Source organism: Craterilacuibacter sp. (assembly GCF_051659485.1).
Taxonomy (GTDB): domain Bacteria; phylum Pseudomonadota; class Gammaproteobacteria; order Burkholderiales; family Chromobacteriaceae; genus Craterilacuibacter.
This window is the reverse complement of sequence record NZ_JBOFOO010000170.1, coordinates 1-13,667: the sequence shown is the minus strand read 5'-3', so window position 1 is coordinate 13,667 and position 13,667 is coordinate 1. Positions and strand designations below refer to the sequence as shown.

Below are 13,667 nucleotides of genomic sequence, written 5' to 3'. Positions count from 1 at the left end.
TTGACCGCCACGATTTCGAAATCGCCACGCAGATTGTATTCGTAGATGGAACGCAGGGCCTGACGGCCGATACGGCCGTAGCCGTTGATTGCAACGCGGATGGTCATCGAGTTTCTCTCCGAGAATAGGGGGGAAGCGGAATGCAAAAAAACGGCCACCCCTGACGGGGTGGCCTGTCTATCAGCCGATTACGGCGCGGGTCTTGGCGACCACATTGTCGACGGTGAAGCCGAATTCCTTGAACAACTGCGGCGCGGGCGCCGACTCGCCAAAGGTGTCGATACCGACTACATCGCCTTCCAGGCCGACGTATTTGCGCCAGAAGTCGGAGATGCCGGCTTCGATGGCAACGCGCGGCACACCCGCGAGCAAGACGCTGGCCTGGTAGGCCTTGTCCTGACGGTCGAAGACATTGGTCGACGGCATCGATACCACGCGTACGGCGATGCCGGCCTCGGCCAGCGCAGCTTGTGCCTTGAGTGCCAGCTCGATTTCGGAGCCGGTGGCGATCAGGATGGCTTTAGGCGCGTCCGTATCACGTAGGACATAGCCGCCACGGGCGATGTCGGCGATCTGCTGTTCGTCGCGGGTGATGAACGGCAGGTTCTGGCGGCTGAGGATCAAATTGCTTGGACGGGTTTGCGCTTCGATGGCGGCAGCCCAGGCCACGGCGGTTTCCATGGTGTCGCACGGACGCCAGGTATCCATATTCGGGATGTAGCGCAGGGTGGCGGTCTGCTCTACCGGCTGGTGGGTCGGGCCGTCTTCGCCCAGACCGATCGAGTCGTGGGTGAACACCCAGATCGGGTTGATCTTCATCAGGGCTGCCATACGCAGCGCATTGCGCGCGTATTCGCTGAACATCAGGAAGGTGCCGCCGTAGGGGCGCACGCCGCCGTGCAGCGCCATGCCGTTCATGATGGCGGACATGCCGAATTCGCGCACGCCGTAGCTGATGTAGTTACCGTTGCCTTCGCCGTCTATCCACTCGGAGCCGGACCAGTTGGTCAGGTTGGAGCCGGTCAGGTCGGCCGAACCGCCAACGAACTCGGGGAACAGCGGCGAGAACGCTTCGATGGCGATCTGGCTGGCCTTGCGGGTGGCGACGGTTTGCGCCGCTTCGTTGATGCGCGTGAGCGCGGCGGCCTTGTGTTCGGCCCAGCGTGCCGGCAGTTCGCCCGCCATGCGGCGGCTAAATTCGGCGGCGAGCTCAGGGTAGGCGCGGCTGTATTCGGCAAAGTGCGCATCCCATGCGGCTTCGCGCTTGGCACCGGCGTCGCGTGCATTCCACGCGCTGTAGATGTCGGCCGGAATCTCGAACGGCGCATGCGGCCACTTGAGATTTTCGCGTGCGGCGGCGATTTCGGCTGCACCCAGTGGCGCGCCGTGCACATCGTGGCCGCCTTGCTTGTTGGGGGCACCAAAGCCGATGGTGGTCTTGCAGCAGATCAGGGTCGGACGCGCGGTTTCTTTCTTGGCGGTCTCGATTGCGGTTTGCAGTTCGGTCGCATCATGGCCGTCTACGCCGCGGATCACCTGCCAGCCGTAGGCTTCGAAGCGGGCCGGGGTGTCGTCGGTGAACCAGCCTTCGACATCGCCGTCGATGGAGATACCGTTATCGTCCCAGAAGGCGGTGAGCTTGGAGAGGCCCCAGGTGCCGGCCAGGCTGCAGGCTTCGTGGCTGATGCCTTCCATCAGGCAACCATCGCCCAGGAAAGTCCAGGTGCGGTGGTCGACGATGGCGTGGCCGTCGCGGTTGAATTCGGCCGCCAGCATCTTCTCGGCCAGTGCCATGCCCACCGCATTGGTGATGCCCTGACCCAGCGGGCCGGTGGTGGTTTCCACGCCCGGCGCGTAGCCGTATTCCGGATGACCCGGTGTCTTGCTGTGCAGCTGGCGGAAGTTTTTCAGGTCGTCGATGGACAGCTCGTAGCCGGCCAGATGCAGCAGGCTATACATCAGCATCGAACCGTGGCCGTTGGACAGCACAAAGCGGTCGCGGTTGGCCCAGTCCGGATTGGCCGGGTTGTGGCTCAGGTGATCGCGCCACAGGACTTCGGCGATGTCGGCCATGCCCATGGGGGCGCCGGGATGACCGGATTTGGCCTTCTCGACTGCATCCATAGCCAGAAAACGGATCGCGTTGGCGAGCTCGGTACGGGAGACCATGCGAAAAACCTCGAGAGAGTTAGCAAGACGGTGATGGCCGGCGTATCCGCCCATCAGAAAAGTGGCGAAATTATCCCTGTTATGACGCATCGCGGCAACCGAGCATGGCGACAGACATTGACGAAAGCATGATTTCTGCCGACTCTTTAAGCAATATCAGAAAAATTTTCCGCCGGAGAGCCTTCAGTATGAGTGATTTTGAAACCACCCCGCCGCCGCAACTGCAGCCATCGGGCCCGCGCCAGCTGGTCGCCGCAGACGGCTGGCAATGGATTACGGCAGCGTTCCGGCTGGTGCGCGAGCAGCCGGTGACCTGGATTTTGCTGGCGCTGGTGTATCTGGTGATCCATATCGGCGTCAGCATGATTCCGCTGCTAGGCAGCGTGTTGCCTTTGCTGTTGTCGCCGGTATTTGCCGGCGGCTTTATTCTGGCCGCCAAAAAAGCGGAAAGCGGGGGCGAGCTGAAATTGTCGGATTTGTTTGCCGGCTTTCGCGATCAACCCAAGCCCTTGCTGGGGGTGGCGCTGGTGTATCTGGCGCTGTGCATGCTGGCGGTGGTGGTGATGATGGCGCTGATCATGCTGCTGTCGGCCATGGGCTGGGTGGTGACGCCACAGGAGGGTGAGCCGGTCAGCGTGCTGATGGGGCTGATGATGCTCGTGGTGTTTGGTGTGCCGATGTTTATCGTCAGTATGGCCTACTGGTTTGCGCCGGCACTGGTAGTGCTGGACGGGCTGGCACCATTCACCGCTTGTCGCACCAGCCTGTCTGCCGGCTTGCGCAACTGGAAGGCGCTGCTGGCCTGCGGCCTGATGCTGGGCATCTTGCTGCTGCTGGCCATGCTGCCCTTTTTCCTTGGCCTGTTGCTGTGGTTCCCGGTGATGTATGTCACCAGCTATACCAGCTGGAAGGCGGTGTTCGGGAATAAATAGGGATCGGGGATTAGGGAATCGGGATCGGGGATTAGGGAACCGGGATCGGGATCGGGGATTAGGGATCTGGGAATAGGGGATTCGCGGTGTTTGACGGGGCCGGTTTTTTCGTCACGCTGAGCCCATTCCCCATTCCCCATTCCCCATTCCCCATTCCCCATTCAGTCCCGGCGCATGGTGACATGCAGGATGCCGCCATCGTCGTAGGGTTCGCTCACCACTTTGAAACCGAAGTCCTGATAAAACCCCAGTTTGTCCGCCTGCGCCGACAGCATGATGGGGCTATCCGGCCAGTGTGTCCGGCACTGGCGCACGGCTTCGGCCAGCAAGGCCTTGCCCACGCCGCTACCACGCAGTGCCGGCTCGATGACTACGCGGCCGATGGCGCTGGCGTCCTGGTATTTGTCACCGGGTGCGATCAGGCGGGCATAGGCGGCGAGCTGTCCGTCTTGATCCAGCCCGCGCAGGTGCAGGCAGGCGAGGTCGCTGCCGTCGATATCGCCATAGACGGAATCCTGTTCCACCACAAATACCCGGTCGCGCAGTGCCAGTGCCGCGTATAGGGTGTGGATGGAAAAGCCGTCAAATCCGTGGCAGTGCCACACCAGTGAAGTTGCCATAGTACAATCCCCCCAATTATTGATCTCACTAACATATCACGGCCGCCCTTGCGGCGGGACTGCCAGCCAGATGAACGACGAACCCGATTTGCTTGCCCAACCCCCCGTCCCACCCACGCCCATTTTAGAGGAAGTCGAAGAAGCCGGCAGCGGCGAAGGCTGGGTGGCGCTGGATCTTTACGCCGAGCGTGCTTATCTCGAATACGCGATGAGCGTGGTCAAGGGGCGGGCGCTGCCGGAAGTGGCCGATGGCCAGAAGCCGGTGCAGCGCCGCATCCTGTATGCGATGCGCGATATGGGGCTGGTGGCCGGTGCCAAGCCGGTGAAGTCGGCGCGAGTGGTCGGCGAAATTCTGGGTAAATACCACCCGCACGGCGACAGTTCGGCGTATGAAGCGATGGTGCGCATGGCGCAGGACTTTACCCTGCGCTATCCGCTGGTCGATGGTCAGGGCAACTTCGGTTCGCGCGATGGCGACCGTGCGGCGGCCATGCGTTATACCGAGGCGCGGCTGACGCCGATTTCCGAGCTGTTGCTGTCTGAAATCGATATGGGCACCGTCGACTTCGTTCCCAATTACGATGGCGCTTTCGACGAGCCGGCGTTGCTGCCGGCCCGTTTGCCGATGGTGCTCTTGAATGGCGCCTCCGGCATTGCCGTGGGCCTGGCCACCGAGATTCCGCCGCACAACCTGACCGAAGTGGCGCGCGCGGCGCTGGCCTTGCTGGCCAAGCCCGAACTCACCACCGCCGAGCTGATGGCCTATGTGCCGGGGCCGGACTTCCCGGGTGGCGGCCAGATCATTACCCCCGAAGCCGACATCCTGTCTGCCTATGAAGGCGGGCGCGGTTCGGTGCGGGTACGCGCCAAGTGGGAAATCGAGCGCCTGACGCGCGGCCAGTGGCGGGTGATCATCACCGAACTGCCGCCGGGCGCCAGCGCGCAGAAGGTGCTGGCCGAGATCGAGGAGGCGACCAACCCCAAGGTCAAGCCGGGCAAGAAGACCCTGTCGCTGGAGCAGCAAAACCTCAAGAGCCTGATGCTGTCGGTACTCGACCGCGTGCGCGACGAGTCGGACAGTGCCTGCCCGGTGCGGCTGGTGTTCGAACCCAAGTCCAGCCGTCAGGACCCGGACGAATTCATCAATACCCTGCTGGTCCAGACTTGTCTGGAGGGCAATGTGTCGATGAATCTGGTGATGATAGGGCTGGATGGCCGCCCGGGGCAGAAGGGGCTGAAAGCCATTCTGTCCGAGTGGCTGGACTTCCGTCACACCACCGTCACCCGCCGGCTGAACTACCGGCTGGACAAGGTTGGCCAGCGTATTCACATCCTCGAAGGGCGCATGATCGCCTTTATCCATATCGATGAAGTGATACGGGTGATCCGCGATGCCGACGAGCCCAAGCCCGATCTGATCGCGGCCTTCGGCCTGTCCGAGCTGCAAGCCGACGATATTCTGGAGATCCGCCTGCGCCAGCTGGCCCGTCTGGAGGGCTTCAAGCTGGAGAAGGAGCTGGCCGAACTGCGCGAAGAGCGCGATGGCTTGCGCCAGTTGCTGGCCGATCCGGAAGCCTTCCGTCGCCTGCTGGCCGATGAAATCCGCAAGGATGCCGCCAAATATGGCGATGCACGCCGGTCCGAAATCAAGGTCACCGAGCGCGCGGTACTCAACCAGAGCGTGGCTGACGAGCCGGTGACGCTGATTCTGTCGCAAAAAGGCTGGCTGCGTGCCCGTGTCGGCCACAATGTCGAGCTGTCGGCCCTGTCGTTCAAGGATGGCGATGCTCTGGCGGCGGTGCTGGAAACCCGCACCGTGTGGCCGGTGGTGGTGCTCGATACCAAGGGCCGCGCCTACACCATAGACGCAGCGGCCGTCCCGACCGGGCGTGGCGATGGCGCGCCGGTGAACTCGCTGCTGGACATGCAGGATGGCGCCAAGGTGGCACAGATTCTGGCCGCACCGGACGATACCCGTTTTGTGGTGGCGAGTTCGGGGGGCTATGGTTTCGTGGCCAAGGTGTCGGACATGACCGGTCGGGTCAAGGCCGGCAAGGCGTTCTTGACGCTGGATGAAAACGACAGGGTACTGCCGCCGGTACGGGTCAGCGCCTCGCTGGACGGGCTCAAGCTGGTGGCCGTCAGCACGCTGGGCCGCCTGCTGGCTTTCCCCGCCAGCGACTTGAAAGAGCTGGCCAAGGGCCGCGGCCTGATGCTGATGGCGCTGGAAGAAAACGATGTGCTGACGGCGGTCGGGCTGGTGGCGGGCGAGAAGGCTTTGCTGGCCACCACCTCGGTGCGCGGCAAGGTGGCCGACGAGCGTCTGGCGCTGGCCGAGTTCGAGGGCAAACGCGGCAAGAAGGGCAAGCTGCTAGCCAAGCGCTGGCAGGTGAGCGCGATTACGGACCTGTAAGGCAGTGGCGGGATCGGGGATCGGGGATCAGGGACTCGGGATTAGGGAACGGGGAATGGGGCCGCTGGTCATCACAGCATCAAGCGCCGCGAGTCCCTAATCCCTAATCCCTGATTTTATTCAAACTCCGGAATCACATTCTGCTGCTCCGGCAGGCCGGGGCCGCCGGCTTGCCGGCCCTGTTCCAACAGCCAGTTGCGGAAGGCGAGGAAGACCGGCGACTCCAGCTGTTCTTCGCGGTAGCACAGATAGTGGCCCTGATTCAGCGTCTCCGTGCTGTTAAACGGCTCGCTGACCCGGCCGCTGGCGAGCTCGCCCTCAACCAGGCAGCGCGGCACCAGTGCATACCCCATGCCGGCTTCGACTGCGCCTATCAGCGAGCTGTAGTGTTCGAAACGCGAACCGGTACGTAGCGGCTGTGCGGCCAGTGCGCGCGCGGCACACCATTGCGGCCAGATATCGGCTGCACCCTGATGGATCAGGATGCGGGTTTGCGACAGCTCGTCGCTGCTGGCCGGTATCGGGATGGTCTTGTTGCCGGATGGCGGGCCGATCAGGATGAAATGCAGGCCGGTAATGTTTTCGGACACCACGCCGGGCCAGTCACCATCGCCATAGCGGATGGCGGCCGTGACATCATTGGGCTGGGCCTGGCGGCCGGCCAAGTGTTGCTGGAAAGCCAGCGTCACCTGTGGATAAGCTTCACCGAACAAGGCCAGACGCGGGATCAGCCATTTGGTCATAAAGGTCGGCACGCAGGACAGGCTGAGCGTGCCGTGGCCGCTCTGGCTGCTGGCCAGATCGTAGGATGCACTTTCCAGTGCCCGTAGCGCCGGCTGGATACGTTGCAGATAGTGGCGCCCGGTATGGGTCAGCACAAAAGAGCGGCCGACGCGCGCCAGCAGTTCGACGCCGAGGAAGATTTCCAGTCCGGAGAGCTTGCGGCTGACGGCACTGGGGGTCACGCACAATTCGTCTGCCGCTTGTGTCACCGACAAATGACGTGCTACAGCCTCGAAGGCCAGAAGTTCGTGGATACTGGGGCAGCGACGTTTCATGGTTTACCTGAGCGGGCCATCTGTGCGTAAAGCGCAAGCTTGGCGTTCGGTTTAATCATTTGAGTGCATTCAATCGCTAATATAATACCGCCTTTGCTTGACCCGCGTCGGGTTACACAAGGCGGCCCATGCTTATCCGTTTGGTTTCCCTGATTTACTTGCTTTACCTGGTATTGCCTATCGGCCTGGTGCTGGTCGGCTCCTTCGGCGAGACCTGGATCAACGCGCTGCTGCCCGAGGGCAGTACCACCCAGTGGTATCTGGAGCTATGGGATGACCGCAGCTTTATCCGCGCCTTTATCACCAGCCTGATCGTCGGCGCCAGTGCTTGCGTGATCAATACCCTGCTGTGTGTGCCGCTGGCCTATTCGCTGGTTCACGGCGCCAAAGAAAAAAACCGTTTTGCCACCCGCTTGCTGATGCTGTTGCCGGTCGCGGTGCCGACCATCACCCTGGGCTTCGGCTATATTCTGGTGTTCAACACCGATGCCATGCCGTGGCTGGGCAGTACCCCCTTGCTGATTGCCGCGCATGTGGTACTGACTCTGCCATACCTCACGCAGGCGCTGGTCACCGACTTGCGCCACCAGCGTCTGGACCGGCTGGAAGAAGCCGCCGCCACGCTGGGGGCGCGTCCGATACAGCGTTTCTTCGGCATTATCGTGCCCAATCTGCGCCACAGCCTGGTGGCTGGCCTGGTGATGGTGGCTGCCTTGTCCATCGGTGAATTCCAGCTGTCCAACCTGATTGTCGGCTTCCAGAACCGCACCTATCCGGTGGTGTTGCTACAGGCGTTTTATGGGGCTACCGGCTTTGCCTGTGCTGCAACCGTGATCCTGCTGCTACTGGCGACGCTGGCTTCCCTGACTTCTACTCTGGCCTCGAAAAAAGCATGAGTCTCTCATTCGAACACGTCAATTTTCATTATCGTGGCACCGAAATCGGCGTTCATGATGTGTCGCTGGGTCTGAATAGCGGCGAACTGGTTGCGCTGATCGGCCCGTCCGGCTCGGGCAAAACCACCTTGCTGCGCTTGACTGCCGGCCTGATTAGCGGCCATCAGGGCCGTATCGTGCTGAATGGCCGCGACCTGTCGAACAGGCCGGTACACGAGCGCCATATCGGCATGATGTTCCAGCATTACGCGCTGTTTCCGCATCTTTCCGTCGCCGACAATATCGGCTACGGCCTGAAGATGGCCGGTGTCGATAGCCCTGCGCGGCGCACCAAGGCACTGGAGATGCTGGAGCTGGTCGGGCTGTCCGGTTTTGCCGACCGCCGTCCGGCGCAATTGTCCGGTGGCCAGCAGCAGCGCGTGGCTCTGGCACGGGCGCTGGCCTACGGCCCGCAGGCGCTATTGCTGGACGAGCCCTTGTCGGCGCTGGATGCCTCTATCCGCGGCCAATTGCGCGACCAGATCCGCCTGCTGCAACAGCAGTTCGGCGCCACCACCTTGCTGGTGACCCACGATCAGGAAGAAGCGCTGGCGATGGCCGACCGCATTGCCTTGCTCGATCAGGGCCGGGTGCTGCAATACGGTACGCCGACCGAGCTGTACGAAAATCCGCTGAATGAAACCGTGGCGCGCTTTGTCGGCCTGTCGACCATCACCCCGGCCACGGTGCGCGCGCCGGGCGAAGTCGATACCGGTTTTGCCGTGCTTGCCTGCGATACCGGCAGCCATGCGTCCGGCAGTGCGGTCAAGCTGCTGGTGCGTCCCGAACATATCGAGGCTGACCCGCTGCCCGGCACCGTCAACCGCATCGAAGGCCGCGTCACCCTCAACCGCTATCTGGGCTCGTTCAACCGTTACGACTTCATGCCTGCGGGCAGTGCTGCGCCGTGGCTGGGCGAGGCGCGTCATGCGCCACAGACTGCCATTGCCGTCGCTCCCGAACATATCCGTCTGCTTGCTGCCTGAACCCCTCAATCTGCTTTGGAGAAACTTTCATGTCCATCATCAACCGTCGCCAGCTACTGGCCGTCACGATAGCTTCGGCGTTCTCCCTGCCGGCACTGGCCTTTACCGGTGCCGAAATGTATACGGGTGAAAAGGCGCTGTATCAGGCCGCCAGCAAGGAAGGCATTGTGGTGTCGTTTGATACCGGGCCGGAATGGGCCAACTGGAAGTCTCTGTTCAAGGCATTCAAGACCCGTTATCCACAGGTCGAGCTGACTTATAACGATCTGGGTTCGGCTGCGACCGTGGTGGCGCTGGACAAGACCCGTCGCCGTCCGCAGGCCGACACTGCTTACTACTTCGCCCAGTCCGCCGTCGATGCGGTGGCTAAAGACGTAGTCGCCCCGTTCAAGCCGGTCAATTTCGACAAGGTCAGCCCGGTGACGCGTGAAGCGTCCGGCAAGTGGTTCGGCGTGCATTCGCTCAACGTCGCATTCCTGGTCAATAAGAAGCTGGTGAAAAATGTGCCGCAGGGCTGGGCCGACCTCTTGAAGCCCGAGTACAAGAACAGCGTGGTCTATCTCGACCCGCGCTCCACCGGTCAGGGGCAGGTTGCGGTGCTGGCCGCTGCCTTCGGCAATGGCGGCTCGATGGACAAGCCGCTGGCGGGTACCGACTATATGGGCCGTCTGCACAAGGCGGGTAATGTGCTGCGTGTTGAAGGCACTACGCCTTACGCCAAATTCCTCAAGGGCGAGATTCCGATCTGGATCGGCTACGAGAACGACGGCCTCAAGGCCAAGTATATGGACGGCATGAAGGACAGCATCGCCGTGGTGATCCCGAAAGAGGGCAGCGCGGCCGCACCTTACGGCATGAGTCTGGTGAAGAATGGCCCTAACCCGAACGCCGGCAAGTTGTGGCTCAACTTCGTGATGAGCAGTCAGGGCCAGACCCTGTTTGCCGAAGGTTATGTGCGCCCGGCTGTCAGCTCGGTGGCGCTCCCTGCCGCGATCAAGGCCAAGATGCCTGACGCACCCCAGGTGAAGCCGGTGGATGTGATCAAGGCTCAAGCCCATAAGGCCTCGATAGATGCCGCCTGGGCCCGCGCCGCACTATCCAAGTAAGGAATCAATATGCTGCAACGGTTCGGCGCATGGCCTGCGCTTGTGTTTATCGGCCTGTTTTTTGTCCTGCCGCTATTGGCGCTGGTGCCGGAAGCCGTCTCCGAGAATGGTGCTGCTTTTGGCCGCATGCTGGACGATCCGTTGTTCTGGCCGGCGCTGACCAATTCGGTCTTGCTTGGCCTGTCGGCCGGGGGTCTGTCCACGCTGGTCGGCGTGGCGGTGGCCTGGCAGTTGGCGCAGGCGACGCCATTCTGGCGCGACAAGCTGATGACACTGCTCGGGCTGCCGCTGGCCTTCTCCGGCATGGTGGTGGCCTACGGTTTTATTCTGGCCTTCGGCCGCGCCGGCTTTGTGACCCAGTTGCTGGGTTATCTGGGGGCCGATACCGCCGAGATCGGCGGCTGGGTCTATACCGTGGGCGGGCTGACTTTTGCCTATGCCTACTATCTGATCCCGCGCGTGGCGCTGACGCTGTACCCGGTGTTTGCCAACCTCGACCTGCGTCCTATCGAAGCGGCGCGCACGCTGGGAGCCAGCCCGCGCCGTGCCTTTATCGATGTGGTGCTGCCTGAAGTCGGCCCGTCGGTGCTGGGTTCGTGTGCGCTGGTCAGCGCACTGGCGATGGGCACTTACGGTACTGCACTGGCGCTGGTCGGCACCCAGGTCAATATTCTGCCGCTCTTGCTGTACGCCAAGATAGGCGACGGCGGTGCGGACTTCCCTGTCACTTCCGCCCTGTCCATTATCCTGCTGGCCCTGTGCTCGCTGGTCTTGGGGCTGGGCGACCATTTCAGTCAACGTCGTGAACATGCAACATTCGAATGAAGTTTCTGCCGGGCTGAATGCCCTGGGTATCCGCCAGCAAAGTGCCCGCCGTCTGGCGCAGCCGGTGGCCATTGTCGGGCCGCGCGATGCTACGGCCGAGCAAGAAGCGATCGCCTATCGCCTCGCTTACGCGCTGGCACAGGCTGGCGTGCCGCTGGTGTGCGGCGGCAAGATAGGCGTGATGCAGGCCGCTGCCCGTGGTGCCAGCGACGCGCAAGGTATTTGTATCGGCCTGCTGCCGGAAGAAGATGCCGCTTACGGCAACCCCTACCTGACGGTGGCTTTGCCGACCGGTATCGGCTTGTCGCGCAATATGCTGGTGGCGCGTGCCGGTGCCTGCCTGATTGCCATTGGTGGCGGGCTGGGGACGCTGTCGGAAGTTGCCATGGCCTTGCAGTGGAAAAAGCCGGTGTTTTCCATTTGTCAGGCACCGGATGTGCCGGGGGTGCAGACTTTTAGCGATGAAGATAGCTTGCTGGCCGCAACGCTAGCCTGGCTGGAAAGCTATTCGCCGCAAGCTCAATGCGCCGATCTGGGCGGCTGATGCCCGCGTGATCCGGTAAAAAACCCGCCTGTGCAAACCGGCGGGTTTTTTGTGGCTAGCGCAGGGTCAGGATGGGGATCAGCTTGCGTTGTACCAGACAGTCGTAATCGCCTTCCTGGTACTCGCGGCACACCCATGGCCGCTGGGCGTAGATGGTGCACAGCATGGTCTGGCGATCCAGTGCCGCGCACCAGCCGTCATCCCGGCGGCGCAGGGTTTCCGCTCCCCAGTCGTCTTCCACGATATAGCGCGCCGGCACCGCATCGTCGCCTGCCATCAGGATGACTTCCAGCTGGCAGCAGCAGGCTTTGCAGCTGCTGCAGGAGATGGCGGCCGACTCGGGTGTGTGCGGCATGCTCAGGCTGGATCCTTGGCATCGGGACGCAGCTTGAGGGTCAGGCCGCGCAGCAGGTTGCGCAAAAACTGGTCGCCGCATTCGCGGTAGTGCTTGTGGCCGGGTTTACGGAATAAGGCGCCCAGTTCGGTGGCGCTGACATTCAGTCCGGACAGCTGGATCAGTGCCTGGATATCGTCCTGCTTGAGCTCGAAGGCGATGCGCAGCTTCTTCAGGATCAGGTTGTTGGACATGCGCTGCGGGGCGGCGGCAGGGGCATCAGCCGCCGGTTCGCGTGTGCCGCGCTTGAGGGTGATGACGCCATCGAGAAAGGCCGACAGGACGCGGTCGTTACACGGCTTGAAGCCTTCGTCGTCGTCGCGCTTGAGCAGGGCCGGAATGTCGAGTTCGGCCGGATCTTGCCCGCCTTGCTGGATCAGCTTGGGGAGCTGGTTGTCGCGCAGGTCGAGAATAAAGCGCACGCTGCGCAGGATGTCGTTATTGAGCATGGTCTTGGGTGTGCTGTCGTTGGGTGTGGCTGCATGATACGCCGGAACGAAAAAAAGCCGCAGCGGCATGAGGCTGCTACGGAGGGGTTGCTGCGCAGCATAGCAGAGATTGCCGGCCGCCGGCGCTGGGTTGCGTCTTTTGGACTATGCTTGCGGCCTGTGCCCACGCCGGCAATGGCGGCGGGCAGACGCATTATTCAGTGATATTCAGGAAGGACAACCATGTTCAGAGCCATCGTGATAGACAAGCAAGCCAGTGGACAGACGTGCGCAGTACGCGAACTGGACGACTCGGCGCTGCCTGCCGGCGATGTGACCATCGCCATCGAGTACAGCACCCTCAATTACAAGGATGGTCTGGCGATCAGCGGCAGTGCGCCGGTGGTGCGCAGCTTTCCCATGGTGCCGGGCATCGACTTTGCCGGTGAGGTAGTCGCCAGCGAAGACCCGCGCTGGCCGGTGGGCAAGCGGGTGCTGCTCAATGGCTGGGGCGTGGGCGAGCGCCACTGGGGCGGCTTGTCTACGCGGGCCCGGGTGTCCGGCGACTGGCTGGTGGCGCTGCCCGAGGGCATGAGCGCGCGCCAGGCGATGGCGATAGGCACCGCCGGCTATACGGCGATGCTGTGTGTGATGGCCCTGCAAAAGCATGGCCTGAAGCCGGAAGACGGCGACATTCTGGTCACCGGTGCCAGCGGCGGGGTCGGCAGCATCGCGCTGATGCTGCTCAAGAAGCTGGGGTATTCGGCCTGGGCCATGACCGGCAAGGCGGGTGAAGAGGCTTATCTGCGCGAAATCGGTGCCGCCGGCGTGATGGACCGGGCCGAATACCAGCAGGCCTCGCGTCCGCTGGAGCGCGAACGCTGGGCGGGGGTGATCGATTGTGTCGGCGGAACGGTGCTGGCCCATGCCTGTGCCTGCGTGCGCTACGACGGTGCCGTGGCGGCTTGCGGTCTGGCCGGCGGGATGGATCTGCCGGCGACAGTGGCGCCGTTTATCCTGCGCGGCGTGACCCTGTACGGCATCGACAGCGTGATGTGCCCGCACTCGCGGCGCGAGGCGGCATGGCAGCAGCTGGCTACCTTGCTGGGTGCGGCCGATCTGGAAGCCAATACCCGCGAGATCGGCCTGGATGAGGCGATCGCGGCGGCACAGGGCCTGAGCGCAGGGCAGCATGTCGGCCGCTTCCTGGTCAGGGTCTGACGCGTAACTGACGCAAAACGGGCCGGCTGCAGATTG

At 62.6% G+C, this 13,667-nt stretch carries 14 protein-coding genes; 8 read left to right on the top strand and 6 right to left on the bottom strand.

What is annotated here, in order from left to right:
- Both ACRC1E_RS05970 and tkt read right to left on the bottom strand, forming a co-directional pair.
- On the bottom strand, positions 1-107 hold a 107-nt coding region (locus tag ACRC1E_RS05970), incomplete at its 3' end, for a glyceraldehyde 3-phosphate dehydrogenase NAD-binding domain-containing protein (RefSeq protein WP_438514198.1).
- A 73-nt stretch (positions 108-180) separates the two neighbouring features.
- On the bottom strand, positions 181-2,169 hold the full coding sequence (tkt, locus tag ACRC1E_RS05965) for a transketolase (protein WP_438514197.1): 1,989 nt from the start codon (positions 2,167-2,169) through the stop codon (positions 181-183).
- A 188-nt stretch (positions 2,170-2,357) separates the two neighbouring features.
- Between tkt and ACRC1E_RS05960 the strand changes: the two genes are divergently transcribed.
- Positions 2,358-3,101, top strand: coding sequence for a BPSS1780 family membrane protein (locus tag ACRC1E_RS05960; protein WP_438514196.1), 744 nt, complete (start codon positions 2,358-2,360; stop codon positions 3,099-3,101).
- A gap of 161 nt (positions 3,102-3,262) precedes the next feature.
- On the opposite strand, the gene ACRC1E_RS05955 is transcribed toward ACRC1E_RS05960, so the two are convergent.
- Positions 3,263-3,721: a GNAT family N-acetyltransferase gene (locus tag ACRC1E_RS05955; protein ID WP_438514195.1), complete on the bottom strand. Its 459-nt coding sequence runs from the start codon at positions 3,719-3,721 to the stop codon at positions 3,263-3,265.
- 70 nt (positions 3,722-3,791) lie between these two features.
- Between ACRC1E_RS05955 and parC the strand changes: the two genes are divergently transcribed.
- Positions 3,792-6,134: a DNA topoisomerase IV subunit A gene (gene parC / locus ACRC1E_RS05950; protein ID WP_438514194.1), complete on the top strand. Its 2,343-nt coding sequence runs from the start codon at positions 3,792-3,794 to the stop codon at positions 6,132-6,134.
- Between the two features lie 116 nt (positions 6,135-6,250).
- On the opposite strand, the gene ACRC1E_RS05945 is transcribed toward parC, so the two are convergent.
- Positions 6,251-7,192 carry a LysR substrate-binding domain-containing protein gene (locus ACRC1E_RS05945; RefSeq protein WP_438514193.1) on the bottom strand — a complete coding sequence of 314 codons (942 nt, stop codon included), beginning with the start codon at positions 7,190-7,192 and terminating at the stop codon, positions 6,251-6,253.
- A gap of 128 nt (positions 7,193-7,320) precedes the next feature.
- Here ACRC1E_RS05945 and ACRC1E_RS05940 point away from each other — a divergent pair, with 128 nt between their 5' ends.
- The 5 genes from ACRC1E_RS05940 to ACRC1E_RS05920 are packed head-to-tail and all read left to right on the top strand — an operon-like array spanning position 7,321 to position 11,588.
- A complete protein-coding gene (locus tag ACRC1E_RS05940; protein WP_438514192.1) occupies positions 7,321-8,088 on the top strand; it encodes an ABC transporter permease in 768 nt (255 codons plus the stop codon).
- Positions 8,085-9,113, top strand: coding sequence for an ABC transporter ATP-binding protein (locus ACRC1E_RS05935; protein ID WP_438514191.1), 1,029 nt, complete (start codon positions 8,085-8,087; stop codon positions 9,111-9,113). The genes ACRC1E_RS05940 and ACRC1E_RS05935 overlap by 4 nt, the downstream gene beginning before the upstream one ends.
- 29 nt (positions 9,114-9,142) lie before the next feature.
- The gene (locus tag ACRC1E_RS05930; RefSeq protein WP_438514190.1) at positions 9,143-10,219 is read left to right on the top strand and encodes an extracellular solute-binding protein; all 1,077 of its coding nucleotides are present in this window, start codon (positions 9,143-9,145) and stop codon (positions 10,217-10,219) included.
- A 9-nt stretch (positions 10,220-10,228) separates the two neighbouring features.
- Complete coding sequence (locus ACRC1E_RS05925; protein ID WP_438514189.1) at positions 10,229-11,044, top strand: ABC transporter permease; 816 nt, start codon at positions 10,229-10,231, stop codon at positions 11,042-11,044.
- A complete protein-coding gene (locus tag ACRC1E_RS05920; protein ID WP_438514188.1) occupies positions 11,028-11,588 on the top strand; it encodes a TIGR00725 family protein in 561 nt (186 codons plus the stop codon). The genes ACRC1E_RS05925 and ACRC1E_RS05920 overlap by 17 nt, the downstream gene beginning before the upstream one ends.
- Before the next feature lie 55 nt (positions 11,589-11,643).
- On the opposite strand, the gene ACRC1E_RS05915 is transcribed toward ACRC1E_RS05920, so the two are convergent.
- Positions 11,644-11,943 carry a YkgJ family cysteine cluster protein gene (locus ACRC1E_RS05915; protein WP_438514187.1) on the bottom strand — a complete coding sequence of 100 codons (300 nt, stop codon included), beginning with the start codon at positions 11,941-11,943 and terminating at the stop codon, positions 11,644-11,646.
- A 2-nt stretch (positions 11,944-11,945) separates the two neighbouring features.
- Positions 11,946-12,500, bottom strand: a complete 555-nt coding sequence (locus ACRC1E_RS05910) for a DUF1456 family protein (protein ID WP_438514186.1) — start codon at positions 12,498-12,500, stop codon at positions 11,946-11,948.
- A gap of 153 nt (positions 12,501-12,653) precedes the next feature.
- Between ACRC1E_RS05910 and acuI the strand changes: the two genes are divergently transcribed.
- Positions 12,654-13,631 (top strand): acrylyl-CoA reductase (NADPH), encoded by a 978-nt coding sequence (acuI, locus tag ACRC1E_RS05905; protein WP_438514185.1) that lies wholly within the window; start codon positions 12,654-12,656, stop codon positions 13,629-13,631.
- Positions 13,632-13,667 lie beyond the last annotated feature (36 nt).

Bases quoted from the DNA above. Each gene is read 5' to 3' on its own strand.
- ACRC1E_RS05955 (WP_438514195.1), bottom strand. From the start codon at position 3,721: ATGGCAACTTCACTGGTGTGGCACTGCCACGGATTTGACGGCTTTTCC.
- ACRC1E_RS05925 (WP_438514189.1), top strand. From the start codon at position 10,229: ATGCTGCAACGGTTCGGCGCATGGCCTGCGCTTGTGTTTATCGGCCTG.
- acuI (WP_438514185.1), top strand. From the start codon at position 12,654: ATGTTCAGAGCCATCGTGATAGACAAGCAAGCCAGTGGACAGACGTGC.
- parC (WP_438514194.1), top strand. From the start codon at position 3,792: ATGAACGACGAACCCGATTTGCTTGCCCAACCCCCCGTCCCACCCACG.
- ACRC1E_RS05920 (WP_438514188.1), top strand. From the start codon at position 11,028: ATGCAACATTCGAATGAAGTTTCTGCCGGGCTGAATGCCCTGGGTATC.
- ACRC1E_RS05910 (WP_438514186.1), bottom strand. From the start codon at position 12,500: ATGCCGCTGCGGCTTTTTTTCGTTCCGGCGTATCATGCAGCCACACCC.
- ACRC1E_RS05935 (WP_438514191.1), top strand. From the start codon at position 8,085: ATGAGTCTCTCATTCGAACACGTCAATTTTCATTATCGTGGCACCGAA.
- ACRC1E_RS05940 (WP_438514192.1), top strand. From the start codon at position 7,321: ATGCTTATCCGTTTGGTTTCCCTGATTTACTTGCTTTACCTGGTATTG.
- ACRC1E_RS05960 (WP_438514196.1), top strand. From the start codon at position 2,358: ATGAGTGATTTTGAAACCACCCCGCCGCCGCAACTGCAGCCATCGGGC.
- ACRC1E_RS05945 (WP_438514193.1), bottom strand. From the start codon at position 7,192: ATGAAACGTCGCTGCCCCAGTATCCACGAACTTCTGGCCTTCGAGGCT.
- tkt (WP_438514197.1), bottom strand. From the start codon at position 2,169: ATGGTCTCCCGTACCGAGCTCGCCAACGCGATCCGTTTTCTGGCTATG.
- ACRC1E_RS05915 (WP_438514187.1), bottom strand. From the start codon at position 11,943: ATGCCGCACACACCCGAGTCGGCCGCCATCTCCTGCAGCAGCTGCAAA.
- ACRC1E_RS05930 (WP_438514190.1), top strand. From the start codon at position 9,143: ATGTCCATCATCAACCGTCGCCAGCTACTGGCCGTCACGATAGCTTCG.